Origin of the sequence: Pseudoalteromonas luteoviolacea NCIMB 1944 (assembly GCF_001625565.1) — a bacterium.
Classification (GTDB): Bacteria; Pseudomonadota; Gammaproteobacteria; order Enterobacterales; family Alteromonadaceae; genus Pseudoalteromonas; species Pseudoalteromonas luteoviolacea_F.
The window spans coordinates 1-25245 of sequence record NZ_AUXS01000052.1 but is presented as its reverse complement, the minus strand read 5'-3'; the positions used below and the strand labels follow the sequence as shown (position 1 = coordinate 25245).

The window sequence follows — 25245 nt, the reverse complement described above, 5'->3', positions numbered from 1 at the left end:
ACGCGTAAAAGGCACTGTCACAGTGCCTTTTACATTTAAATTCTATTTATCAGCAAGCACACATCTATCCTTTCAAATATGAGCCACTAAATCTCAACCGGACTGCTATTGATAGCGAATCATGAATACTCGCAAGCATTACGATACACAACTATAACTTAACCTGCTCGCCCTCATTTAAAATATACAGTGGTGTTGTACTTTTTAGCTGGTTTTTCATATGAAGTAGCCTAAATAGCGCAGAGTGAGAAGTATGATCACCCATTTTCCAGCTCATGTTGCCGTGACCCCATGGGATCATAACGCCACAATTGAGCTCTTTAGCTGCTAAAAGCGCATCTTCGGGTGTTAAATGAACATTACGATACCATTTGCCGTGTGTTTCATGATGGTATGATGCAATTGGAATGAGGCATACGTCCATATCGCCGTACTGTGCATGAATGTCTTTGAAGTGTCCTGAGTACCCTGTATCACCAGCGAAAAACAGTTGTCTGTCCGCGCTTTTAAATACCCATCCCCCCCACAAGGTTTCATCGTCATCATTGGTTATCATGGGCACAACCAAACGATTGCTGAAATGGTGTGCTGGAACAAAATGAACGTCAGTCTTTCCTACGCCATATTGAGTATACCAAGGCATTTCAACAATATTGTACCCGCCAGTTGGAAAATAATCAGCAAAGTTTAACGGAGTAAGGTAGGTAGGTTGATTACCGATTTTTTCAATATCAGATTTACTAAAATGATCGTAGTGAATATGTGAATACACGACCGCTTTGGCATCATTTAAAGTTTGTTTTTGGTAAGCGGTTGGTTCATTGCGATAAAACCCACCCGCAAGGTGAACAAATGCCCAATCTACTGGCCAATCGAATTGTCCTGTTACAGGATCAATCAAAATGGTTTCCCCAGTGGGGGTTGTTACTGAAAAGCTGGCATGTCCTAACCATTTTACGTCAAAAGTGCGCTCTTCATCGATAGATAAAGCGGGATTTTTTCCGATGTATTGACATGTTTCCATGTCGTTTTGACATTCAATATACGGGCTTTTAGGGTAACAATCTTCTTCGCAGGTATGGGGGTAGGCCTTTGGCATTTTATAGCTGTTAGCAAATTGATGTGTATATCCTTCAGTAGACTTATATTTTATCTCTTGAGATGGTGCTAGACGGTTGACATTGTTTGGTGTGGTGCAGCTTGCGAGTAAGATGCACATAGGCAATGGTAGGTATTTGTTTATCATGGGTATTCAAATCTTGTTGTAATTATAGCTATCTGTCTCTATTCTGACATTGACTGAACATAGCTTGTCTTATTCAATGTTAAACCGCGACGGGAGTATTATGGAACGAGTGTCAGATGAAACTTGGTACGCTGTATTAGTGTTTTTTGCTTTAATAATAGTACCGTTTTTAATAGGGCTCGCAATCTTTAAAATGTATCGAAAAGTGTTTCCTTACAAGCCATCTGAGTTTCAGTCTATTGTTGAGGAGCTCAATGCTAAACGGATCGGGTTTTTCAAACCTTTTTTGGTGGGGTGGGTGATTTGCAGCCCAGTTGTATTTTGGTTTTACAGTGAATATCTAGCACACCTTTAAAGTCTAAATAGGCTCTTCCTTGAGCCTGTCTCACACTTAGGAAAATGTTCTAGCCTATATCGTGCTTTGTTGGCAATGAAGCAAACGCGCCATATCGAGTCACTGCATATGCGCCGCATTTAGCCGAGAAATTAACTAAATCTAAAACGTGTGCCTCATTATTGGCTATTTCGTTGAACGTAGTTGACTCTAGCTTTCTGGACAACTCTGCAAGCAAACCGCCGACAAAAGCATCTCCTCCAGCAGTTGTATCAACGGCGTTGACTTTTGGAGGAGTAATGTAACCAGAAAATTGGTTGCTAAAATAGCGGATATCATTCGGCCCATCTGTAATGAGTAACAGTTTTACGCGACTATTGAGAATGGCTTCAATCGTTGTTTGCTCATCTTGTGAAGGGTGCGCATGGGTGTTTAAAAACTCCAGTTCTTCCTTAGAAAGCTTAACAATATCTGCCTGAGTCATGATGTGCCAAACTCTATCCAAACAATGATTCATGGATGGCCATAAATTTTCTCGTAAATTCATGTCAAAGCTTTTGATCAGACTATGGTTTTTAGCTTGTTCCATCGCGGTGACCGTACTTAGATAAATATTCTTTTCGGTCAAACTGTTTGAGCAAACATGCAGTATTTTTCCCTGCTCGAACATCTCAGATTCGAAGTGTTCTGCACGAAACAATAAGTCAGCAGCAGGTGGCCTATAGAAGCTAAAGCTTCGCTCACCATCAGCATCCAATGATACAAACGCTAGGGCCGTTTTTGCTTCTTTCGTGAACTTAACATACTGCGTGTTTACCTGTTGGTGAGATAACTCTTCTTTGAGAAAATGGCCGAACATGTCGTCTCCTAACATGCCACAAAATGCGCTGTCCACACCTTGTTTCGCCACTGCAACAGAGACGTTAGCGGGGGCTCCGCCAGCATATTTTGTAAATGACTCAGGCGTGCCGCCATCGGATAAGAAGTCAATTAATGCTTCGCCAAAACAAACTACACTCATTGGCTTTTCTCACTTATGTTGTAAGCTCTAAGTACTTCGTAACATGCGCCCATGGTATGGTAATCGGTTTTACCTGCGGGGCTTTTTTCATCGCTATATGAACGATTGTCTTGTGTTAGTATTCGGTACCACGCACCATATTTATGATCAACCATGTGTTGCCAGCTGTATTGCCAAATTTTGTCGTACCACTGCCAATACTTTTCGTCATTGGTTTCAATTGCGAGAAGCGCAGCAGCCGCAAAGCTTTCTGCTTGAACCCAAAAGTACTTGTCGCCGTCGCAGATAGATTTATCCGGCGCGAATCCGTAGCAAATTCCGCCATTTTCTTCATCCCACGCGTTATCTAGTGCTTGGTCGAATAAAAACTTGGCTTTTTCTACCATCCAAGATTCAGGCTTGTGTCTGTTGAGAATTAACAACAGCTTGGTCCATTCAGTTTGATGACCTGGCTGAAAACCCCACGGTCTGAACAAATGTTTCGGGTTGTCTTTATTATAATCCCAATCAATTTCCCAATTTGTGTTGTAGTGCTCCCAAATCAGTCCGTCAGCCAGTTTTGCTTGGCGAACAGTCATATTGTGAGCGAGCGTATAGGCTCTTTCTAAAAACTTGTTGTCGTTGGTCGCTTCAAAGCACATTAATAGCGCTTCACACATATGCATGTTGGCATTTTGGCCACGATATTTATCTGCTTGTTCAAAGCTTGCATCAAACTCGTCCAAATATAGCTCGAACTGTGTATCGTAATATTTGTCTTCTAGCAGTGACCATACACGCTCTATGGTGTCAGTAGCTGAGTTTATGCCCGCTTTGAGCGCAATTGCGTTGGCTAAAAGTACAAAAGCAAGCCCATAGCAGTGGTTGGTAAGGTCAGTGGCCACACCGTTTTCAATCAGCCAGGCATAACCACCGTTTTCTTGTTTGTGTACATTTTCAAGGTAATCAAGCCCATGACGTGCTAGATCTAAATATTCTGTTTTATCTGTATGGATATATGCCATTGCATAATTGAAAACAAAACGTGTACTTGAAACTAGGTGTCGAGTTGCCTGGTCATAAACTTCACCACTATCTTTAAAGAATTGATAAAACCCACCTTGGCTGTCTACGCATTTGGGGTGATAAAAATCCATCGTTTTATCAATATGTTGCTGTAAAAACTCTCTACTCTTAAAATCTAGCGACATAAATTCGTGCTCCACTTTCTAATCGCGTAGCGGTAAATGCATAACAAGCTTAGCGTCTTTTTGAATCAAAACGTTGTTCTTTTAGCTTTGTTAATTCAGGGAAGTGCATCAACCGTTGTTTTTCATTTATGCGTTTACTCTAGCATCTTCAAAAAAATAATGGAACGATCCAATAAAACATTTGTGATTTTCTTGTAACAATGTGTAGAATCATTACATCCTTTAACATGGAGTAATCCGAGTGAGTGAAATCAACATGAATCAAACCATTGCTGCTGGCACCCATAACAACGAAAAAAACTTTTTTTTTCCGTTAGCTGCAATGACAACCCTGTTTTTCTTATGGGGTTTTATAACCGTATTTAACGATGTATTAATTCCGAGATTAAAAAGTGTCTTTGACTTAAACTACACCGAAGCAATGTTAATTCAGTTTTGTTTTTTCATTGCCTATTTTGTCGTTTCCCTTCCTGCAGGCTCTTTAGTAAAACGTTTTGGATATCAAAAAGGTATTATTATTGGGTTGATTGTCGCCGCGTGTGGTTGCCTATTGTTTTACCCCGCAGTGATCGTTCATCAGTACTGGATCTTCCTAACGGCTTTGTTTGTAATGGCTTCAGGTATTGTGATTTTACAAGTATCTGCCAACCCGTATGTTGCAGCACTGGGAACCTCAAAAACAGCCTCAAGCCGTTTAAACTTAGCTCAAGCACTAAACTCTCTTGGTACAACTCTAGGCCCAATCGCAGGTGGTATGTTGTTATTTGGCGCAGGTGGAGCAATGGCTGTCGAAGCTGCAAGTGCGGATTCGGTAAAAGTGCCCTATCTCGTTATTGCAGGGGTTTTGGTTGCTATTGCTGTGGTATTCGCATTTTTAAAGCTACCTACAATTGAAGCACTTGTTGAAACGGTAGATTGCAAAGTTAAAGATAAAAACCTCAAAGAAGCCCCGCATTTGATGATGGGAGTTGTCGCAATCTTTTGTTATGTAGGCGCGGAAGTGTCTATTGGCAGTTTTATTGTAAATTACTTTGCAGAAGAACATATTGGTGGCTTGGATGCGCCAACAGCAGCCAAGCTACTAGGGTATTATTGGGGTGGAGCCATGGTAGGCCGATTTATCGGTTCGCAAGCACTTAAGTATGTAGCGCCATCTAAGGCACTGGTGTTTAATTCTGTCTTTGTGATGTTGTTGCTAGTAGTAACAATGTCCACAGAAGGGAATGTCGCAATGGTTGCTGTATTAGCTATTGGTTTGTTTAACTCCATTATGTTCCCAACTATCTTTACAATCGCAATTGAAGGTCTAGGTTCGTTGACCAGCAAGGGCTCTGGCTGGTTGTGTTTGGCTATCGTTGGCGGTGCAATTATTCCTCTATTACAAGGGGTTGTGGCGGATAGCATGCATATTCAAATTAGCTTTATTGTGCCACTGGTGTGCTATGTGTTTATTGCATGGTACGGACTTAATGTCGTTAAGTTGTCTAAACAATGGCACGATAAAATAGCCTAACGCTCAAGTACTCCTTTCAATTAGGCAAGTGTTCACTTGCCTTTTTCATCTTAAATTTATAAATTTCTATCTCATAACTATTGAATACGTATTCATAGACGTTGTATATTAAACTCAGTTGGAACGATCCAATCATAATTTAGAATAAAGGAGAGGCACATGCATCGCTCTATTTGGGCAGCAGCTATGCTATCGCTTACCACTGTATCGTCGGTAAGCGTCGCTAGCGGGTCAAACACGCAGTGGGTTGATACATTTATTGGTACCGGGGGAGATGGTCATACTTTCCCTGGCGCAGTGGTTCCATTTGGTATGGTGCAATTAAGCCCTGATACCGATAACCCAATGCGCGGCGTTTCACCACAACCAGAAATATACAAACGTTGTGCAGGTTATCATTATGATGATCACACCATTGTTGGATTCTCCCATACACACTTCTCAGGTACCGGACACTCTGACTTAGGTGATCTTTTGGTCATGCCAATTACAGGCGATGTCAAACTTGAAGCCGGTACAGCGGAAAAACCTGACACAGGTTATCGCTCTCGCTTTTCTCATGACAAAGAGTGGTCAGAGCCTGGTTATTATGGTGTCGAACTACAAGACTACAATGTGACGGCTGAACTCACCGCAACAGCACGCGTGGGCATGCACAAATACAGCTTTAATAGTCATGACAGTGGCCATGTTCTATTTGATTTAACCAGCTCTATTTATAACTTTGAAAATAAAGTGATTTGGAGTGATATCCGCAAGGTCGATGATAGAACCTTAGTTGCATATCGTGCCACCAACGGTTGGGCTAGAAATAGACAAATGTATTTTGCTATTCAGTTCTCTCAGCCAATTGATGACTACCAATTTATCAATCAGGACAACATGCGCTACAGATGCATGAATTGTCTAAATACAAAGCAAAAACATTCAACAATTGAAAATAAAGCGGTTAAAATGACCGCGGGTAAAGCAGTTAAATTTGTCGCATCATTCAATGGCTTAAAAGATAAACCTCTTTACGTTAAGGTCGGTCTTTCTGCTGTGAGTCGTTCAAATGCCCTTGAAAATTTAAATGCAGAGATCCCACATTGGGACTTTGACAAAGTACGTGCAGACTCAAAACAACTTTGGGCAAATTATTTAGACAAGGTTGACGTAGAGGGTACGGTTTCTGAAAAGCGTCAATTTTACACAGCACTTTATCATGCACTTCAAGCACCGAGCATCTATCAAGATGTCAATGGCCAGTATCGTGGTGTTGATGGTGAAATCCATGATGGTAAAGGGTTTGAACATTACACCTTATTCTCTTTATGGGACACGTACAGAGCGCTACACCCGCTATTAACATATATTGACCCAGATCGTGTATCGGGCATGATCCAGTCTATGTTAGTTCACTACCAGCAAAGCTATGAAAAAATGCTGCCAATTTGGTCTTTCCACGCTCATGAAACTTGGACTATGATTGGCTACCACGCGGTATCGGTTATTGCAGACGCTTACCTAAAAGGCATTCGAGATTATGACATTGATCTAGCAGTTGAAGCGATTACCAATACGGCCAACAATAAAGTATATGATGCTATCCCTGAGTACAAAAAGTATGGCTATGTCCCTATGGACGTGCTGCCAGAGTCTGTGTCAATCACATTAGAATATGCCTACGATGACTTTGCAATTGCACGCATGTTTGAAGCTATGGGTAAAACAGAACTGGCTAAAGATTACTATGCACGTGCAATGAGCTATCGAAATGTATTCGACCCACAAACCAAGTTTATGCGTGGTCGTGATACGAAAGGTAACTGGAACCCAGATTTCAATGCGTATGAAGCAAAGTACATGGGTGCATTCACAGAAGGTAACTCAATGCAATACAGCTTCTATGTGCCACATGATGTCGCAGGTCTGATTGACTTAATGGGTGGCGACGATGCCTTTGAGCAGCGCCTTGATGATCTATTTGATACACACTTGTCTGCTGACATGATTAAAGAGCATGAAGATATAGCAGGTCTTATCGGCAACTATGCACATGGTAATGAACCAAGCCACCATATTGCATATCTATACAACTATGCAGGTAAGCCTTGGCGTACACAAGAGCGTATTCGCCAGATCATGGATACATTGAGCTCTGATAAACCAGATGGTTTGGCAGGTAACGATGACGTAGGTCAGATGTCAGCATGGTATATTTTCTCTGCAATGGGCTTTTATCCTGTTGCGCCAGGTGATTTAGCTTATGCAATTGGTGCGCCTCAAACGCCTAAAGTAACGCTTAAACTTGCCAACGGTAAAACGTTTACAACCACGGCGAAAGGTTTGAGCAAAACACACAAATATATTCAGTCTGTTAGTTTAAATGGTAAGCCGCTGAAGCGTAACTATCTGACTCATGACGATATCATGGCTGGTGGTGAGTTAAAGTATGTTATGAGCGACAAGCCTAATAAAGCTTGGGGTAGTGATGTTACTGCTCGTCCGCCTTCAATGTCGGAGTATCACTAAGCATGACAATTAAGACTGCAATCACTACGCTTGCAGTGGCTGTGGGCCTATTGGCTCACAGCGCATCAGCGTTAGAGAATATCAATACAGACATTAAACCGATTCAATTTGATGCAGACATTGCCTGGCAAAGCTTTTCATTGCCTAATGTTCAAATACGTAACTTTAGCAAAGAAGCAGTGCCTGTATGGCAGCACGTCAACGTTGATTTGATCAAGCAAATCTCATACAACGTCGCACGTATTTTATATAGCCAAAAGCATCGAGCGCCCCAGCTACCATTGCTGGAGATCATCGTTGAAGATATGAAAGGAGTTGCCTACAAAGAAGGTGACTTTAACGGCGCAAAAATACACATTAGTGCGCAGTATCTTAGTAAATTCGCCAAAAACCATAGTAAGCAAGCGCTTTATGATGAGCTCGTTGGCGTGCTTTACCATGAAATTGCCCATGCTTACCAATTGGACGATCACAATTATAAAGAGATTGGACCTATCATTGAAGGCATTGCGGACGTGGTGAGAATGAAAGGTGGGTATGTCGATTTTGCACATAGAAAGTCCGGTGGAAATTATGACTCAGGTTACAAAACAACTGCATTTTTCTTGCACTGGTTAGAAGAAAATCATCACCCTAACTTGTTGGTAGAACTAAACGCCCAATTAGATCCCTCTGATAATAAAAAGTGGACTTGGCAAACCTTCTCCTCTGAGCTGGAAATAAGCTTGGATACGGCTTGGTCTGATTATCAAAGTAAACTCTAATATTAGTTCTTTTTTACTAGTTAAAAGGCGGGTCATACCTGCCTTTTTTTATGCCAATTAAAAATAATTCAATAAATTTATAATAGAAACATAAAAACTGCCGATAACATAAGACAAAGCCTTAAAGATTTGATACAACCTACTTAGAAGTAGATAAGAATTAAAACAGGATCTGCATGTTTAGCGCCTTTAAATTTACCACCAAAATTACCCTTGCGGCTTCGGTCGTGCTTGTTATCGTTTTAAGTCTATTTACAGTGAATAACTTTGTCTTGATGCGTTCACAAACTCAAGACCAGTTGACACTTGTATTACAAGAGATATCCCAATCTGTATCGCAAAATATAGCTAACTGGCTCAATGATAGATTAGATATCGTGCAGTCGGTTGCACAAGGTCACCTTAAGTCGGACAGTGATGAAGAGGTACGTAGAAGATTACAAACAGCCGCTAAAGCTGGTCACTTCAAAAATACTTTTATTGGTACACCAGACGGCCAATTTGTATTAAACGATTCCTCTATTGTATTGCCGAGCGACTTTGATGCGACAACGCGTCCATGGTACCAGTTGGCAATGCGAAAAAGAGATACAGCTTTTACCACGCCATATACAGATGCAACCACTAATGAGCTGACGATTACTGCGGTTGTGCCTGTCTATAGTAACGGCGTTTTGTCGGGAGCAACTGGTGGTGACATAGATATGGGCACTATCACTCAGATCATTAATGAGATAGATTTCTTAGGCTTTGGTTACGGTTTTTTACTCGACGGAGAGGGGCGCATCTTAAGCCACCCTAATACGCAAATGAACGACAAAAACATGCGTGATTTATTTGGCCAGCAACTGAACCTGCAAGAAGAATTTGTCGAAATTGAAATCGATGGCACTGAAAAGCTCGTCTCGTTTGTCAAAATGCACGGTATCAAGAATGTTGAATGGTACCTTGGCGTTGTTATTGACAAAGAAATTGCCTACTCCTCGATTTCATCGTTTAGAAATATGGCTCTAATCTACATGTTACTGGGTGTAGTTGTAATTGTCGTTTTGATGCAGCTGCTATTGAAGTATCTAATGAGACCAATGACGCATCTCAATGAAGCCATCAAAGATATTGCTCAAGGCGAGGGCGATTTGACTCGGCGCTTAGTTGTGGAAAATAACGATGAATTTGGGGAGCTTTCAAACTACTTTAATTTGTTTGTAGAAAAAATTCACCAAAGTATAGGTAAGGTTAAAAGCACCACAGATGCGTTAGAAAATGTCATGGAAGGTTTGCAAAGGCAAACTCAAGATGCTTTGGATATCTATACTGAACAAACTAAACGTACGGACAATGTTGCAACAGCAATCAATGAGCTGTCCTCCAGTGCAATTGAAATCTCAAACAATGCTAAGCACGCATCTGAGTTAGCAACAGGTGCAAATACAATGTCTGATGAAAGCCAATCGGCGTTGAACTCTAATATTGAAGAAATCGGCGCGTTGAGTTCAAAAATGCAAGAAGCTCAGTCAACCATTGATGGCCTTGATAGATTGACAGCCAGCATCGGACAAGTATTAGAAGTTATTAAGGGAGTCAGTGAGCAGACAAACCTGTTGGCACTCAATGCTGCGATAGAAGCTGCTCGTGCTGGTGAAGCTGGGCGTGGATTTGCAGTCGTTGCTGACGAAGTAAGGCAGCTTGCACAACGTACCCAAGAGTCGACACAAGAAATTGAAAATACCATTGCCGAGTTACAACAAGGTTCGGCGTCTGCCGTTGCCGTTATGAAGCTAAGTATTGAAGATTCCAGTGCGAGTGCAGAGCAAGCGCAATCAGCTGGCACGAAGATGCAAGAGGTGTCTCATGCAATTGAATCGATCGATGGAATGAACCATGCGGTGGCTAATGCGACACAAGAGCAAAATACAGTAATTCAATCATTGGATAGTGATATCCATGGCATAAGTGATTTATGTGTTCAGGGGAGTGCAAGCTTGCAGCAAACCTTAGATGAATGCAAAACACTAAAATTGCAATTTGATGAACTAGAAAACATGATGAATAAATTCAAAGTATAATTATATTAGGGCTGTATAAATACAGCCCTTTTTTTAATGTTGAACTAAATAGCACAAACCCACCTTTAAAATAATATTACAGCTGTAACATTAACGTATTATTTGCGCAACACGGCTGTCATTTTTCATATTTAAACTGCACACACTTCAAAATTGGAACAAGCAAATATTATAAAAGGTGTGTGAGATGAAGTGCGTTAACCAATTGCTTTTAGCGGGCGTGTTTGCAGTAGCAAGCAGTACGCAGGCAAGCGATCTCAATCAAGTAATAGACTCTAGCTCTGCAATCAATAATTCAGCGCTAACTTCTCAAAATAAAATCGATTCGATTTCAGACAGTATGCAGTCTCGTCTGCAGCAATTTAGAACTCTTAACAAGGAAATCGAAGGTCTCGTTGTTTATAACAGCCAATTAGAAAAACAGATTAATAACCAACTTGAAGAAATGGCAGCGATTAATGCCTCTATGGATCAAGTATCGGTAATAGAACGTCAGATCACCCCATTAATGCTACGTATGATCACAGGCCTAGAGCAATTTGTAGCTTTAGATGTACCATTTTTACCAGAGGAGCGTGCAAATCGCATTGCATCACTGAGAACATTAATGGACAGAGCCGATATCACATCCAGTGAAAAATTTAGACGTGTACTTGAAGCTTATCAAGTCGAAGTAGAGTACGGACGTACAATCGAAGCATACTCAACACTTCTGACGATAGATGGACAAGAGCGCGAAGTTGATATGTTGCGAATCGGACGCCTTGAGCTGTTATACGTCACTAAAGACTCTGCAAAAGCTGGTAGTTGGAACCGAGAGTCAAAGCAATTCGAAGCATTGCCTAATACCAACATCAGCCAAATCAATAAAGGGGTTCGAATAGCGCGCAAACAACTAGCCCCAGATATGTTAACTCTGCCAATCCAAGCTGCTCAATAAAGAGGTATAACTAATGAGCTTTTTAAAATCATTTAGTCGCAAAGCATTACTTGTATCCTCAATGGCCTTAAGTGCATCAGCTCTGGCAAATGAAGCAATGGATCTAGACTCCTTGTTAAAAACGCTAGAATCTGGTCAAGCAGCGCAAACGCAACAAAACCAGCAACGTGAAGCTGAGTTTAAAGCACGCGAAAACCAGCAAGTAAAAATGTTAAACGATTTAAAGTCAGACCGTAACGATCAGCTTAATCGTTCTGAGCGCATGGAAACGCAGTTTGAAGAAAACGAAATCAAACTGGGCAACTTAAGTGACACGTTATCTAAGCGTATGGGGTCACTAAAAGAGTTGTTTGGTGTGCTTCAACAAGCTTCAGGTGATGCGAGTTCAAAGTTTAGAACCTCAGTTGTGTCTGCTCAAATTCCAAATCGTAGCGACGTGATGGATGAAATGGCCAAGAAAATGGGCTCAACATCTAAACTTGCATCAATCGAAGATATTGAAAAAGTTTGGTTTGAATTACAACGCGAAATGACCGAGCAAGGTAAAGTGACGCGTTATAACACGGATGTCATTGTAGCTGGCGGTGAGAAGGTCAACAAAGAAGTTGTACGTGTTGGTGCTTTTAACCTAATTGCCGACGGACAATACCTGAACTACAACCCTGAAACCGATACTATTTCAGAGTTGACACGTCAGCCAGTATCTCGCTTCCAACAAAGTGCGGGTGACTTGCAAGCTGCAAACTCTGGCATTGTTGACTTTGCATTAGACCCAACTGGCGGTTCTATCTTGGGCTTGTTAGTACAGGCTCCTAATCGTAAAGAGCAGGTAGAGCAAGGCGGTGTAGTTGGTTATGTCATTTTAGCAGTGGGTGCTTTGGCGCTCCTTATTGCACTAGAGCGTTTTATTTCACTGATGTTGATTGGTGCCAAAATCAAGCGTCAGCTTAAATCAGATGTTGCTAAAGACGACAACCCGCTTGGCCGAGTTATGAAAGTCAAAGACCAATACCCGGATGTTGCTTACGACACGCTTGAACTTAAACTAAGTGAAGCGATTCTGCGTGAAATGCCGAAAATTACCCGCAACCTAACTTTGATTAAAATCATCTCAGTGGTTGCCCCTCTGCTAGGCCTACTCGGTACTGTAACTGGTATGATCAACACATTCCAAGCAATTACACTGTTCGGTACTGGTGACCCGAAACTAATGGCTGGTGGTATCTCTACTGCACTTGTAACTACGGTATTGGGCTTAGTAGTCGCTATCCCGACAGTGTTCTTATACACGCTATTGAACACGCGTTCACGCAACCTTCTGCTTATTCTTCAAGAGCAAAGTGCGGGCATTATCGCTGAGCGCAGTGAGAAAGGAGCGTAATCATGGTGCTACTAGTAGATGCTATCACTGCACTACAAGAGTTCCTTGATACTGGTGGCCAGGTTCTCCTGGTCATCGCAGTAGTCACCTTTGCTATGTGGTTACTTATCCTGGAACGCTTTATGTACTTTTTTGGAAAGTACAGAGGATATAAAAAGCAGACAGTAGAAACCTGGCAAAACAGAAACGAGCGCAACAGCTGGAATGCTGAACAAATCCGTCAAGCCATGATCTCTAAAGCAGGTATTGAACTTAACAGCAACCTGCCTTTTATCAACGTGATGGTTGCGCTGTGTCCTTTATTAGGGCTATTGGGTACGGTAACGGGCATGATTGAAGTATTTAACGTAATGGCTATTACAGGATCAGGCAGCGCACGTTCAATGGCGGCGGGTGTATCAAAAGCCACTATCCCAACAATGGCAGGTATGGTTGCAGCATTATCTGGTGTTTTTGCATCGACTTACTTGCAACGAAAAGCGAAACGGGAAGTTGAGCTTTTAGAAGATAAATTGCTGTTAGACCATTAAAGAATTTGAGGTAAAAAAATGAGAGCTCCTCTAGCAAAAGTTTTCCAAGAAGAAGAAACCGAAGAAATTAACATGACGCCTATGTTGGATGTCGTTTTTATCATGCTTATCTTCTTCATCGTTACAGCGACATTCGTCAAAGAAGCGGGCATTGATGTAAACCGCCCAGAAGCTGCAACGGCTGTTAAAAAACAACGCGCCAATATTCTGGTAGCCATTTCAGACAAAGGTGAGATTTGGATAAATAAACGCCAAATTGATATCCGTGCGGTTCAAGCAAATATCGAGCGTCTTAAAGCGGAAAATCCGCAAGGTAGCGTTGTAATTCAAGCTGACAAAAAAGCAACGACTGAAATTCTAATTAAGGTCATGGATGCGTCAAGAGCGGCTGGTGCCTTTGATGTTTCTATCGCTGCACAGGAATCCTAAGGGAAAACAATGCGCTATATAATTGCATTATTAATTGCTGGTGTAGTCACGTTCTTCTTATTTTTGGGAATGCAAGCCTTGATCAATGGTGGTCAAGGCACAGCCACGGAGCCAGTTAAAGGCAATGTGCTTGATTTTGTTCGTCTGAAAAAAGAAGAAACGGTAGAGAAGAAAGAGCGTAAGCCACAAAAGCCACCTACACCTAAAGAGCCGCCACCGCCGATGGACGCACCGCAAATGCAAGCAAATAACTTAGATGCGGGCGCTTCAAACTTTGATTTTTCAGCAAACGTTGACGCTGATGTTGATCTCGCCGGTGGACTGGCACTGGAATCAAGTGATGGCGAGTACTTGCCAATAGTAAAAGTGGCACCGGTATATCCAAGACGCGCGCTTTCAAGAGGTATTGAAGGGTATGTATTGGTTGAATTTGTGGTTACAAAGCAAGGCACAGTGAGAGATCCTAAGGTGCTTAAAGCCGAGCCAGAAAACATTTTCAATCGTGCCGCGATGGATGCTGCACTGAAGTTTAAATACAAGCCTCGTGTCGTAAACGGCGAAGCTGTAGAAGTGGCTGGTGTACAAAACAAAATCACCTTCCAAATTAACGGTTAGTGAAATTAGGAGTTTGTATTATGAAGTTAATAAAAAACGCATTGGTACTGAGTGCCGCTGCACTGGCCATTAATGCTTCTATTAGTCTCGTTTCTTTGTTACCTGAGGTGTCTATGTCGAGTGCATACGCTGCGACGAAGACAAAGCGTGTGCCTGCGTTGAGGGAAAAGGTATACAGCCAACTTGCCAGAGCTCAAAAGCTGGCAGATGATGGTAACGTTCAAGAAGGTCTTGAGGTACTTGACTCAATTCAAGAGCGCTCATCTAGTATGAATTCGTATGAAGTGGCCATGATGCATAACTTTTATGGGTTTATCTATTACAACGAGAATGAGTTAAGTAAAGCCATCGCATCGTTTGAAAAGGTTGTCGCCGAAGAAGCAATTCCTGAGTCTTTAAAACTGTCCACGACATTTAGCTTGGCGCAGCTTGCAATGGCAAACGGCGACTATGAAAAAACGGTAGTGTATTTAGATAACTGGAAAGCGTTAAATACACAGCCAATAAAGAGCAACTACTATACATTAAAAGCGCAAGCGCTTTACCAAAATAAATCATACCAAGATGCATTGGAAAATATAAATGTTGCCATCTCTTTGTCTGAGTCAAAAAACGAAGTGCCAAAGGAAAACTGGTTAGTACTTCAAAGGGCTCTATATTACTCACTAAACCAACCTAAAAATGTCATTAGCACATTGGAAAAAATGGTTCAGCTATTTGACAAGCCACAGTATTGGATTCAGTTAGGTGGCATGTATGGTGAAGTGGGAGAAGAGAAGAAGCAATTGGCGATATTAGAAGTAGCTAAACAACGCGATTTTATTAAAACCAAATCAGAAGTATTGCAGCTTGCTCAGGTTTATTTATATAACGGACTTCCATTTAAAGCAGCACAAACTTTAAAGCAAGGTATAGAAGCCAAAGTAATAGATAATTCAGAAAAGAACTTATCTTTTATTGCTGAAGCGTATGTACAGGCTAAAGATGAAGAAAAATCAATCACTTTCTTTATGGAAGCTGATAAGCTAGCTTCACATGGTAAATTCCAACAGCGCCTTGCCGAAGTATACATTAATATGGAGCATTATAATGAAGCCGCTGATGCCGCAAGAGCAGCATTAGATAAAGGAGGTTTGACTTTTGAGTCTAACGCCTATATTGCACTCGGCATGGCCCAATATAACCTGGAAAACTTTGATGCTTCTATATTAGCGTTTGAGCAGGCAGAAAAGCATAAAAAATCAGCCAAACTGGCTAAGCAATGGATTAAATATGTACAAAATGAAAAGCTTCATAAATTAAGTTTAAAACAAGCAGTAATTTAATTTATTGTTAAATATTCGCAACACCAAAGCCGCCTTCGGGTGGCTTTTTTATTTTTAAATAATATGCATTATGTCATTTTAAATTATAAAAACTGTCACCCATTTGTAACACGTTAAATCTATTCTTTCTCCATTAAATAAATACCGTTATAACAATTATATCTTTGGAGACCAACATGAACCTTTCTGGTTTATTTAAAGTAAGCTTAATTTCTTCTGCTCTTGTACTTGCTGGTTGCGGCGGCGACATCAATATCACACCTACTAACAATGACAACCATGTAGACAACTCAGTTGAAAATCCGGTCGTTGTTCCAGATACAGGTAATGATGATAACGATAAGCCAGTTGAATTACCTTGTGCGAGCTACACTATTGATGGCACAACATTCGAAGGCGACCAAGATGGTACGCACTGTAAATACAGCCAAGCGTTCGCGAGCAATGCAAAGAACATTACATCTTCTTTCCTATTAGAAGCATTGCCTGACGGTGGTGCTCACATTTTCGAAGGCGCACTATTCATTGGTGATGATGTGCAGACTTCTGAAGGCGAAACGGTAGATCCAAATGGCCCAACACTGACGATTGAAGCCGGCGCAACAATCGCATTTACAAAGGCTGAAAACTTTGTGCGTATCGGTCGTGGTTCTAAAATTCACGCAGTGGGTGAGCTAGGTAAACCAATTACTTTTACGTCGATTAAAGAAATCGATGGCGATGATACAACTGTACCAGCGATGCAGGACTGGGGCGGAATTCAAATCAATGGTATGGCTAGAACAGAGAGCTGTTCAAAGACTGCTGCTGACGAAGGTAAGTGTGATGCAAAAGCGGAAGGTGTAATCTCTTACTACGGTGGTAACAATGACGCTGACAACAGTGGTTCTTTAGAGCACGTTGTTGTTAAGTTTGCTGGTAATGGTGTTGAAGGCGACGAGCTAAACTCTATCACGCTAAATGCGGTAGGCTCAGGCACTAAGATTGAATACATCCACATTCACCAGGGTTACGATGACGGTATCGAGCTATTCGGTGGTCAAGTTAACTTAAAGCACATTGTTGTAACTGAAACAGCGGACGATGGTATCGACTGGGATACAGGTTGGAAAGGTAATGGCCAGTTCATCCTTGTTCAAACACTGACTCAGGGTAACCACGGTTTCGAAACAGACGGTGGTAAAGATGACCCTACTACTGCTGACAAAGCGACAACTGTATCAAACCCAACAATTGCAAACGCGACAGTTGTAAGTAACGGTATCAAGGGCCCACGTGGTCACGGTGCGGGTATGGAAATGAAAGAGTGGGGTAAAGCTCAACTTCACAACATGCTATTTGTAAGCAAGGGTACTGAAGACGGTTCTGGTTGTTTTGACCTAATGAACAAAAATGACTTATCTGGCGCAGCGGGTATTCACGCTAACGCGAAGAATGGTGAAATCAAGTTCCACAACTCAATTTTTGCTTGTGCGAAGAACTTCGAGTCAACAAAAGTTCCACTTGAAGGTGATTTAGCTGACTTCAACATCGAAACTTGGTTCACGAACGACGGTAACAAGCTGATCGGCTTTAACTCTTTCTCAAATGTACTTGGTGACGACTTAGCAACAACGAAAGGCACAATCCTAGACAAAGATGGCAACGCTATCGAAGCTGTAGAAACTTCTAAGCTAAGCGACGAAAACTCATTCTTTACTGACGTAACTTACGTAGGTGCGTTAGGCGAAGATGAAACGGACACTAACTGGGCTAAATTCGTAGCTGAGTCAATCGCTCGTACAAAATAATCTAAGCCATATAAGAACAAATTGAAGGGCGCTTTAATGCGCCCTTTGTGAATCAATATTTTGGTTTAGAGGAATTACAAATGAAACCAATCAAAGTGTTCAAAACAAATTTGATAACGATTTCTTTGCTTTCTCTGTTAAGTCCTTTGTCTACACATGTAATGGCAGAAGAGACAGCCCAAGAAATAGAAGAAGTTGTTGCAGTAGGTAGCCGCCTTAAAGGTAGCGCAAGTGCGGTAATCGAAGAGCGTAAAAATCAGGCTTTTGTTGCAGATATCATGGGCTCTGAGCAGATCTCCCGTACTGGCGACAGTGATGCTGCTTCTGCGCTACGCCGTGTGACAGGCTTGAGTTTGGTAAATGATAAGTTCATTTATGTTCGAGGCCTGGGTGAGCGTTACTCAAGTGTGAGACTTAATGGTGCTCAAGTACCGAGTCCGGACTTAACTCGTAATGTCATTCCGCTTGATATATTCCCGTCAAGCATCATCGAGTCTTTGGCTGTGCAAAAAGCCTATTCACCAAATATGCCTGCGGCTTTTGGTGGTGGTGATGTAAACATCAGAACAAAAAGCATTCCGAACGATCGTGTTATAAAGCTAGAAATTGGTGTTACACACAAAGATACCAATGATCATGGCTTTGTTTATAACGGCAGTGATGATGACTGGTTAGGTGAAGATGATGGTTTGCGTGCAATGCCTGCAACGATGACATCGGCACTGAACAAATACATCAACGGTATTTCAGATATTTCGGTATTGAATATCCGTGATATTGAGTCCAAAGAGCGTGGTGAAGCTGTTTCTCAGGAAGAAGCTATTGCGATCAACAAGTCACTTACCAAGTCTCTTCATCGTGACTTTGGTATGGTTGAAAAAAGCTTGGACCCAGATTTCGGTGGTAAGCTTGTTTACGGTGACAAGTTTGACGATGTATTTGGGTTTGGTGGCGCGCTAGGCTTTTTATTCTCAGCGGCATACGACCATGAATGGTCACATAGCAAAGGATACTCAGCTGTATTATCTTCAGTGGAAGTTAACCCTGATGACTGCGGCAAGTCTGACTTAGAGTGTTACTCTGCTAGAACAGATAAAGAGTCAACTAAAAAGAACGTTAAGTTCAATACCTCTTTGAACCTTGGCTACAAATTGGATGGTCATGATTTAAACGCATCTTATATGAAGCTAAGAGATACCGAAGATGAAGCAGCTGTGTCTCTATACCAAGAGCCATCTAAGTCTCTAAGTATCGCGGATGGCGAAGTTCAACGTAAAAACCTAACGTCTTTTGAGCAGCGTGAGCTAGAAGTAATTCAATTCCGTGGTAATCACAACATTGAATATGACTTTATCAAAGGTGTTGGTTTCGACTGGCAATATACAGATTCAACCGCTACGACTGATATTCCGAGTGAGTTAGAGATCACGGCACGAGATCGTTACACAGGCGGGACTTATACTGACACATACACAAGTGGTGCATTAGGGGGCGATCCTTTCTTATACCGCTTTGTTGATATGGAAGATAAGGTTGAAAACTATAGCTGGAACCTTTCTAAGGTCTTCTACTTTGATTCTTCTGAAGTAGAGCTCAAAGGTGGTGGATATTTCGTTGATAAGACACGTGAATACAAAACTGACTTCTTCAAGTATCGTTTTGGACCGAGTGAAAATATTACACTCGCAACGAATAAAAACGAAGCCTTAGGTATCGGTAGTATTTTCAGAGATGACAGTCGTGTAGACGACACCGAAATTGAACTATTATTCCAAGAGCCAATTGCTGATGATTACCTAGCGGCGCAAAAAATTGATGCTTACTATGGTAGCTTTGATTATGTGTATGCAAATGACTGGCGATTCTCTGGTGGTCTGAGATATGAAGACTTTAGACAAGTCGCACTGGCTTTTTCACGCTCTACATTTGATGCTGAATTACTCAAAGACAAGTTAAGTGGCGAAGCAATTCAAAAGTCGACAGTAATGGAAGACGAGACGTTTGGTTCACTATCTATGACGTACAGCCAACCTACTTATCAAGTACGCGCAGGCTGGGGTCAAACAATTGTTCGTCCTGATTTACGAGAGCTGACACCTGTTCAATATCAAGATCCACTGACTGACTACAGAACGCTTGGTAACCCAAGGCTGGAGTCGAGTCATTTAGATAACTTTGACTTACGCGTTGAGTTTTACTTTGAGAGCGGTGATAACTTCTCTGTCGGTGCATTTTACAAAGACATCGACAAGCCAATTGAAGCTCAGTTAAATGAATCTGATGGTCGATTCACACTTGAGTTTGAAAACGCCGATTCAGCTTACGTTTATGGTTTGGAAGCCGAGTGGCTGGTGGAGTTGTCGTCTGACTTCCTAGGTGGCGCATTCTTCACCTCAGGTAACTTAACGGTGAGTGATTCTGAAGTTGAAATTTTAGAACTTGATGCTGGCGATTTGACAAACCTCAAGCGTCGTATGACTGGTCACTCTAAATATGTTGCAAACTTACAGTTGAATTACGATTCTCATGATGGCAATCATCAAGGCTCGGTGATTTACAACGTATTTGGTGACCGTATTCTTGCGGCAGGTGTTAATGGCTTTGACGATGCTTACGAGCAACCGATCAATTCTTTAGACTTGGTGTATAGCTACTATCCAACGTTCAGCACAACTGTGACCTTCAAAGTTAAGAACCTTTTGGGTCAAGACTTTGAAGTAGAGCAAAACGATGTGCTCATCCGTTCGAAAGAAACGGCACAGCAAGTTAGCTTAGACTTTGCGATAGAATTTTAATATTAAAAACTGTTCAAAAAAAGGCCGCCTTTAAAGGCGGCCTTTTTATTTTTGCGAATAACTTAATAATTATAAATAATATTTAGTATAATTATTTTAATTTCTTCTAAATATGTACCGATTTAAATCGTCTTCATTTTAACTTGGAATATTATCTATAAAATTTAATAACTTTCATGTGAAAAATATTACATTTACGTAAAGGTAAACATATATTAAATTTAGATTTTTTTTATAACCTAGATCAATATTTAGAATGATTTTTACTTGAAAATAGTACTAAAGTGACTCATAATAGCTAACACAAAAAGGTTATCGCATATCCTTACCACATTCAGGTATTTCGTTTACATAAAATAAACATATTACCGAAACAGAGTTCTAGTTTGATGCGTAGCATCAAGCTTGGACGCAACCTTTACATGTTGTATCCAAACCCCGCATTGCGGGGTTTTTTTATGACTCCTAACTGCCTAACCAACTCAATTTTGATTGTCCTTTAACTTCAGAAGTTGCAAGACGTTTGTTACGCCAAAAACTGATATATCTCCGTTACATGAGTAATTCGCTTAACGACTAAAAAAGTACTAGAGATGGCAGGTTAATTTTGATAGGTTAGACGTCTAGACGTACCCCCTCACGCAATGAGTCATTTAAAATTAAATAAGGGTAATGTATGAACAATGTTGGATTTATCGGCTGGCGCGGTATGGTTGGCTCAGTATTAATGGAGCGCATGCAACAAGAAGGTGACTTTGCTCATCTTGAGGCGCATTTTTTTACTACATCTCAGGCGGGCCAGCTAGGACCTGACTTTGCTGGTGAAGCCAAACCACTTAATAACGCTTATGATCTTCCTTCTCTAAAGGAAATGGACATTATTGTTTCATGCCAGGGCGGTGACTATACCAAAGAAGTTTATCAGCCTTTGCGTGATGCTGGTTGGCAAGGATACTGGATTGATGCCGCCTCAGCGCTGCGAATGTCCAGTGATAGTATTATTGTTTTAGATCCAGTCAATAACGACGTTATTCAGCAAGGGCTAGAGCAGGGTGTTAAAACGTTTGTAGGCGGCAATTGCACTGTTTCTTTGATGCTACTAGCACTAGGTGGGCTATTTGAAAAAGATCTCATTGAGTGGATAAGCCCGATGACCTATCAGGCCGCATCAGGTGCTGGTGCGCGCAATATGAGAGAGCTCATTGCGCAAATGGGAGAGATCCACAGCAGCGTAAAATCTCAGTTGGAAAGTCCCTCATCAGCGATTTTAGAATTAGACAAGATTGTAGCAGACAAGCTCAAAGATGATGAATTGCCAAAAGATCAATTCGGTGTGCCACTGGCAGGCAGTTTGATCCCATGGATTGATGTTCCAATGGAGTCAGGACAAAGTAAAGAAGAGTGGAAGGCAGAGGTTGAGGCCAATAAAATTTTGGGGTCAATCAAGCAACCTATTCCTGTGGATGGTCTTTGTGTTAGGGTCGGTGCAATGCGATGTCATTCTCAGGCTCTTACAATCAAACTTCGTGAGGACATCGAAGTTAGCGAGATAGAAAGAATTCTCGATGAACACAATGAGTGGGTAAAAGTTATTCCTAATGAAAGAGGGATAACAGAGCAGGAGTTGACTCCTGTGAAAGTCACTGGGTCTTTGCATATTCCAATTGGTAGGATCAGAAAGTTGTCTATGGGCGACAAATACATTAGCGCATTCACTGTGGGCGACCAGTTACTGTGGGGAGCTGCTGAGCCGTTAAGACGCATGCTCAGAATCATCACAGGTTAGCAGGCAAAAAGTGCCTAGGATCTCAGCCTAGGCACTACTATCTTTATTAAAAGTGGAATTCATGCACACTATAGGTGTGGTCTACGCCATTACAATCCGTTGCGATTGCTGTAGTTGGGCGAAAGCTATTATCTAAGAACCATTTAGCCTTCATTTTTGAGCCATCCGGGCAAGTTGCCCCTTCTGTATACGCGACTCTTTTTCCTGCTGATACACCCGCCGGGACATTTTTATTCCAGTAAATTCGAACTTCTGAATGTGGTGGAATATCAGGTACAAACTTGTAATAGACTTTCATAGGGTAGCGACGTGTTACAATATCACCGCAAGAGCTAGATTCACATTTAAGATAAACAAAGTTGTATGAGTACTTTAGTACGCCATCACTACTTTGTGTACCTTGTTCGTTTGCCAAGGCGAAGTTGCCTGTAAAGCCAGCGGCTAAAAGACCAGCTAAAATAACGCTTTTCATAATTTATCCTTTTATGTATACCAATTTTAACTACGGTTTGCTTAAACCTACTTATCTATAGCACCCAAATGGGTAATTAAATACCCTAAAATGGTTACCATTTGTTTACATTGAAATGGTTTTGAAACAAGTGTGACTGTCAGTGGATAGATGCTGGTAATTGGGCCTTAAATCCAAGGAAAAAGAAGAGCTCAGACATGCTTTTTCTTGGCCAGTAGGAGGGCTGTTGACCTTTGGGAGGAGTGGCCAAGGAATCAACTAAGCTCGTCAATGCCAAGGCCTGCACCTAAGGATTAAAAGCTATTTGTTTTTGTTTTCTTGTTGCCAAGCCCAAAGTGGTGGCTTGATGAGTAAGTTCCATCGGTAACGCCAATTAGGGGCGTGCCAGATTTGACGCAAAAGCTTTACATACCCACTAAAAAACACTGTGATTGGGTTGATACTCTTAACTGCTGGATAGATCCCGTATTTCACTTTGACATCTTCCTTAGCAAACGTACCAAACATGCGGTCCCAGATGATAAAAATACCTGCGTAATTTTTATCTAAGTACTGCTTATTTGTCGCATGGTGTACACGGTGATGGGATGGAGTATTGAAAATTGCTTCGATTGGACGAGGTAGCTTTTTAACGGTCTCCGTATGTAACAAAGTCTGGTAAACCTGAACGACCACTTCTGCTAGAAAGATGATAAAAGGATTGAAACCCAAAATAGCCAAAGGTAGGTGAAAGAATAATGGAAACAACCAATCTAACGGCCCATGACGGTACGCGACAGAAATATTGAAGTGCGGTGAGCTGTGATGAACAGTGTGTGTGGCCCATGCAAAACCATTTTTGTGTAAGAAACGGTGCTCCCAGTAATATGCTAAGTCAGCCAATACGATGCAACAAAGTATTGTCCAAGGCGTTAGCGGAAGTTCAACTAATTTAAAATTATCATAAACATAGAAAAAAACCCCCGCATAGGTCGCTGCTACCAATGCAACAATCAAGATGAAGGTACCGAGAGTAATAAAGTTGGTGATGCTGTCACCAAGCAAATTGCGTGTAAACGTCTTTTTAAGGCCGTATCGAATAAGCTCAACGACAAAAAGTGATAATGCAATTACCAAGAACCAATCGTCAATGAACGTTTCAAGCCACCAAATATCATCGGTTGAGAATGCGTGTGTTAAAAAGTCCATAATTTACCCCTATTTGTAATTGACCATGAACTCAGAAGACACTGGGTGCCCACTTGCATCCAAGTAGTGGATCTCAAGTACAGATTGTAAGTTTTTGCGGTAATCTATTTTTTTCCATGCATCTGCTAATTCAGCGTTTGAGTGAGCCTTCTTTTGCAAGATCCTCTCATACTGCGCACCAGGAATGGTCGTTGACTGGTTAGCGGAGCGCACTATGTCTGATAGGTAACCAATAGAAACCTCTGCCTGTTGGAAGTCTTGACTGAAGTTTTGGTAATAGACGCTGATTTTTCTTGGATATCGCAATAGATTTTTATTGAGTGTTTGTTGATTTTCAAACGTCTGCCACAACTTTGCGATGTGTTTGATTGCAATTTTTTGCTGTACGCCACTGATACTCATCGTGTTAATCCGTACACCCTTCACAGCCTCAGTTGTACTCGGGCGTGGATTGGATTGTTTTGTTGTGAGATTGGGTGCTTCAACCTGTACATCAGGTTTGTCGCTGTGCTCAGTTGCAGCCATAAGGGGGAACTGCGCCATAGCTGCCCCCCAAATACCTACAATCACAACTCCCGAGATTGCGAATGAACTCATTAACTTCATTGATACTCCACATAGCATATGATCATTAGATTGATATATAGGCTAGTGTTAGAGCTTTAAATTGTCAATATGAAAATTTACTTCGTTTATTCAGTGCTAAGTGTCGTGCATAACAATTTTGAGCTATGTTTTAAGGTATGAACTTGCTCTTTAAACTTGAGCGGGAGTAATGATTCGGCCATTAAATAATTGGCATATATACCATTACTTACTAGGTTGATCTTGTCATCTCCAGCATTAGGGTAGTCCACTTTTAAGGCTTCCGAGACGTGCTCGATAAACTCGGACATTATGTGTTGTTGGTCGTCTTTTATGGCATCAAGACGTTTGGCTTCGGCAAATAAGGCCTCGCCAATGATAGTCGCGTTGAGTTGTTCAGCAGATCCGACGGAGAATAGCGTTTCTATGAGTGCTTCCGAACGGTTATTATTGGGCAGCCAGTCTATAACTTGTTGCCATTGAGCACTGTAGATACCCCGCCAGCGTTTGCTGAGTGCGCAAATAATGTCATCACGATTTCCGATATAGTGGCGCAAAATCGTTCTTTTTACGTTGGCGGTTTCCGCTATATTTTCTAAAGATGTTGCTTGCATACCTTGTTTTAAGATACACACCTCTAAGGCATCAAGAATCTCTTCAATTCTCTGTGCTGCCATGCTTGGGCGAGCCATATAAAACCTCTTCTATCACAGTGCTTGAATATGGATAATTTTAGCAAATATATTTTCACATTGACAATT

21 protein-coding genes are annotated in these 25245 nt (G+C 41.4%); 14 read left to right on the top strand and 7 right to left on the bottom strand.

The features are described 5' to 3' along the window. Positions 1-151: 151 nt before the first annotated feature. Positions 152-1246: an MBL fold metallo-hydrolase gene (locus tag N483_RS19275; RefSeq protein WP_023399099.1), complete on the bottom strand. Its 1095-nt coding sequence runs from the start codon at positions 1244-1246 to the stop codon at positions 152-154. 100 nt (positions 1247-1346) lie between these two features. Here N483_RS19275 and N483_RS19270 point away from each other — a divergent pair, with 100 nt between their 5' ends. Beyond that, the gene (locus N483_RS19270) at positions 1347-1601 is read left to right on the top strand and encodes a hypothetical protein (RefSeq protein WP_023399100.1); all 255 of its coding nucleotides are present in this window, start codon (positions 1347-1349) and stop codon (positions 1599-1601) included. A gap of 49 nt (positions 1602-1650) precedes the next feature. Here N483_RS19270 and N483_RS19265 read toward each other — a convergent pair whose 3' ends face one another. Together N483_RS19265 and N483_RS19260 are read right to left on the bottom strand one after the other, a co-directional pair. Beyond that, positions 1651-2601: a carbohydrate kinase family protein gene (locus N483_RS19265; RefSeq protein ID WP_023399101.1), complete on the bottom strand. Its 951-nt coding sequence runs from the start codon at positions 2599-2601 to the stop codon at positions 1651-1653. Then, positions 2598-3791 (bottom strand): AGE family epimerase/isomerase, encoded by a 1194-nt coding sequence (locus N483_RS19260; protein ID WP_023399102.1) that lies wholly within the window; start codon positions 3789-3791, stop codon positions 2598-2600. Before N483_RS19260 ends, N483_RS19265 begins: the two co-directional genes overlap by 4 nt. A gap of 241 nt (positions 3792-4032) precedes the next feature. On the opposite strand from N483_RS19260, the gene N483_RS19255 reads away from it, so the two are divergent. From N483_RS19255 to asd, 13 genes are all read left to right on the top strand, one after another. Continuing rightward, complete coding sequence (locus N483_RS19255; RefSeq protein WP_036976004.1) at positions 4033-5304, top strand: sugar MFS transporter; 1272 nt, start codon at positions 4033-4035, stop codon at positions 5302-5304. A 186-nt stretch (positions 5305-5490) separates the two neighbouring features. Next, complete coding sequence (locus N483_RS19250; protein WP_231105483.1) at positions 5491-7818, top strand: GH92 family glycosyl hydrolase; 2328 nt, start codon at positions 5491-5493, stop codon at positions 7816-7818. A 2-nt stretch (positions 7819-7820) separates the two neighbouring features. Beyond that, entirely contained in the window at positions 7821-8582 is a 762-nt protein-coding gene (locus N483_RS19245) for a basic secretory protein-like protein (RefSeq protein ID WP_023399105.1), read from the top strand. 176 nt (positions 8583-8758) lie between these two features. Next, positions 8759-10648, top strand: coding sequence for a methyl-accepting chemotaxis protein (locus N483_RS19240; protein ID WP_023399106.1), 1890 nt, complete (start codon positions 8759-8761; stop codon positions 10646-10648). A 187-nt stretch (positions 10649-10835) separates the two neighbouring features. Next, complete coding sequence (locus N483_RS19235; protein WP_023399107.1) at positions 10836-11588, top strand: DUF3450 domain-containing protein; 753 nt, start codon at positions 10836-10838, stop codon at positions 11586-11588. A 61-nt stretch (positions 11589-11649) separates the two neighbouring features. After that, entirely contained in the window at positions 11650-12969 is a 1320-nt protein-coding gene (locus N483_RS19230; RefSeq protein WP_419555115.1) for a MotA/TolQ/ExbB proton channel family protein, read from the top strand. Positions 12970-12971: 2 nt separating this feature from the next. Beyond that, positions 12972-13499: a MotA/TolQ/ExbB proton channel family protein gene (locus N483_RS19225; protein ID WP_023399109.1), complete on the top strand. Its 528-nt coding sequence runs from the start codon at positions 12972-12974 to the stop codon at positions 13497-13499. An 18-nt stretch (positions 13500-13517) separates the two neighbouring features. Continuing rightward, a complete protein-coding gene (locus N483_RS19220; RefSeq protein WP_023399110.1) occupies positions 13518-13928 on the top strand; it encodes an ExbD/TolR family protein in 411 nt (136 codons plus the stop codon). Between the two features lie 9 nt (positions 13929-13937). Continuing rightward, on the top strand, positions 13938-14543 hold the full coding sequence (locus N483_RS19215) for an energy transducer TonB (protein ID WP_023399111.1): 606 nt from the start codon (positions 13938-13940) through the stop codon (positions 14541-14543). 20 nt (positions 14544-14563) lie between these two features. Then, positions 14564-15868, top strand: a complete 1305-nt coding sequence (locus N483_RS19210) for a tetratricopeptide repeat protein (RefSeq protein ID WP_023399112.1) — start codon at positions 14564-14566, stop codon at positions 15866-15868. Between the two features lie 176 nt (positions 15869-16044). Then, on the top strand, positions 16045-17658 hold the full coding sequence (locus N483_RS19205) for a hypothetical protein (RefSeq protein WP_023399113.1): 1614 nt from the start codon (positions 16045-16047) through the stop codon (positions 17656-17658). Between the two features lie 80 nt (positions 17659-17738). Then, a complete protein-coding gene (locus tag N483_RS19200) occupies positions 17739-20453 on the top strand; it encodes a TonB-dependent receptor plug domain-containing protein (protein ID WP_023399114.1) in 2715 nt (904 codons plus the stop codon). Between the two features lie 676 nt (positions 20454-21129). Continuing rightward, positions 21130-22239, top strand: coding sequence for an aspartate-semialdehyde dehydrogenase (gene asd, locus N483_RS19195; RefSeq protein WP_023399115.1), 1110 nt, complete (start codon positions 21130-21132; stop codon positions 22237-22239). Between the two features lie 46 nt (positions 22240-22285). Here the strand turns inward: asd and N483_RS19190 are convergent, their stop codons facing one another. The 4 genes from N483_RS19190 to N483_RS19175 form a co-directional block, all read right to left on the bottom strand. After that, the gene (locus N483_RS19190; RefSeq protein WP_023399116.1) at positions 22286-22711 is read right to left on the bottom strand and encodes a hypothetical protein; all 426 of its coding nucleotides are present in this window, start codon (positions 22709-22711) and stop codon (positions 22286-22288) included. A 300-nt stretch (positions 22712-23011) separates the two neighbouring features. Continuing rightward, complete coding sequence (locus tag N483_RS19185) at positions 23012-23899, bottom strand: sterol desaturase family protein (RefSeq protein ID WP_023399117.1); 888 nt, start codon at positions 23897-23899, stop codon at positions 23012-23014. A gap of 9 nt (positions 23900-23908) precedes the next feature. Continuing rightward, on the bottom strand, positions 23909-24505 hold the full coding sequence (locus N483_RS19180; protein ID WP_023399118.1) for a hypothetical protein: 597 nt from the start codon (positions 24503-24505) through the stop codon (positions 23909-23911). 86 nt (positions 24506-24591) lie between these two features. Further along, positions 24592-25176, bottom strand: coding sequence for a TetR/AcrR family transcriptional regulator (locus N483_RS19175; RefSeq protein WP_023399119.1), 585 nt, complete (start codon positions 25174-25176; stop codon positions 24592-24594). Positions 25177-25245 lie beyond the last annotated feature (69 nt).

Coding starts and splice junctions, on each gene's coding strand:
- N483_RS19220 (WP_023399110.1), top strand. CDS start 13,518: ATGAGAGCTCCTCTAGCAAAAGTTTTCCAAGAAGAAGAAACCGAAGAA.
- N483_RS19205 (WP_023399113.1), top strand. CDS start 16,045: ATGAACCTTTCTGGTTTATTTAAAGTAAGCTTAATTTCTTCTGCTCTT.
- N483_RS19185 (WP_023399117.1), bottom strand. CDS start 23,899: ATGGACTTTTTAACACACGCATTCTCAACCGATGATATTTGGTGGCTT.
- N483_RS19175 (WP_023399119.1), bottom strand. CDS start 25,176: ATGGCTCGCCCAAGCATGGCAGCACAGAGAATTGAAGAGATTCTTGAT.
- N483_RS19265 (WP_023399101.1), bottom strand. CDS start 2,601: ATGAGTGTAGTTTGTTTTGGCGAAGCATTAATTGACTTCTTATCCGAT.
- N483_RS19210 (WP_023399112.1), top strand. CDS start 14,564: ATGAAGTTAATAAAAAACGCATTGGTACTGAGTGCCGCTGCACTGGCC.
- N483_RS19215 (WP_023399111.1), top strand. CDS start 13,938: ATGCGCTATATAATTGCATTATTAATTGCTGGTGTAGTCACGTTCTTC.
- N483_RS19190 (WP_023399116.1), bottom strand. CDS start 22,711: ATGAAAAGCGTTATTTTAGCTGGTCTTTTAGCCGCTGGCTTTACAGGC.
- N483_RS19230 (WP_419555115.1), top strand. CDS start 11,650: ATGGCCTTAAGTGCATCAGCTCTGGCAAATGAAGCAATGGATCTAGAC.
- N483_RS19180 (WP_023399118.1), bottom strand. CDS start 24,505: ATGAAGTTAATGAGTTCATTCGCAATCTCGGGAGTTGTGATTGTAGGT.
- asd (WP_023399115.1), top strand. CDS start 21,130: ATGAACAATGTTGGATTTATCGGCTGGCGCGGTATGGTTGGCTCAGTA.
- N483_RS19250 (WP_231105483.1), top strand. CDS start 5,491: ATGCTATCGCTTACCACTGTATCGTCGGTAAGCGTCGCTAGCGGGTCA.
- N483_RS19270 (WP_023399100.1), top strand. CDS start 1,347: ATGGAACGAGTGTCAGATGAAACTTGGTACGCTGTATTAGTGTTTTTT.
- N483_RS19200 (WP_023399114.1), top strand. CDS start 17,739: ATGAAACCAATCAAAGTGTTCAAAACAAATTTGATAACGATTTCTTTG.
- N483_RS19260 (WP_023399102.1), bottom strand. CDS start 3,791: ATGTCGCTAGATTTTAAGAGTAGAGAGTTTTTACAGCAACATATTGAT.
- N483_RS19245 (WP_023399105.1), top strand. CDS start 7,821: ATGACAATTAAGACTGCAATCACTACGCTTGCAGTGGCTGTGGGCCTA.
- N483_RS19235 (WP_023399107.1), top strand. CDS start 10,836: ATGAAGTGCGTTAACCAATTGCTTTTAGCGGGCGTGTTTGCAGTAGCA.
- N483_RS19240 (WP_023399106.1), top strand. CDS start 8,759: ATGTTTAGCGCCTTTAAATTTACCACCAAAATTACCCTTGCGGCTTCG.
- N483_RS19275 (WP_023399099.1), bottom strand. CDS start 1,246: ATGATAAACAAATACCTACCATTGCCTATGTGCATCTTACTCGCAAGC.
- N483_RS19225 (WP_023399109.1), top strand. CDS start 12,972: ATGGTGCTACTAGTAGATGCTATCACTGCACTACAAGAGTTCCTTGAT.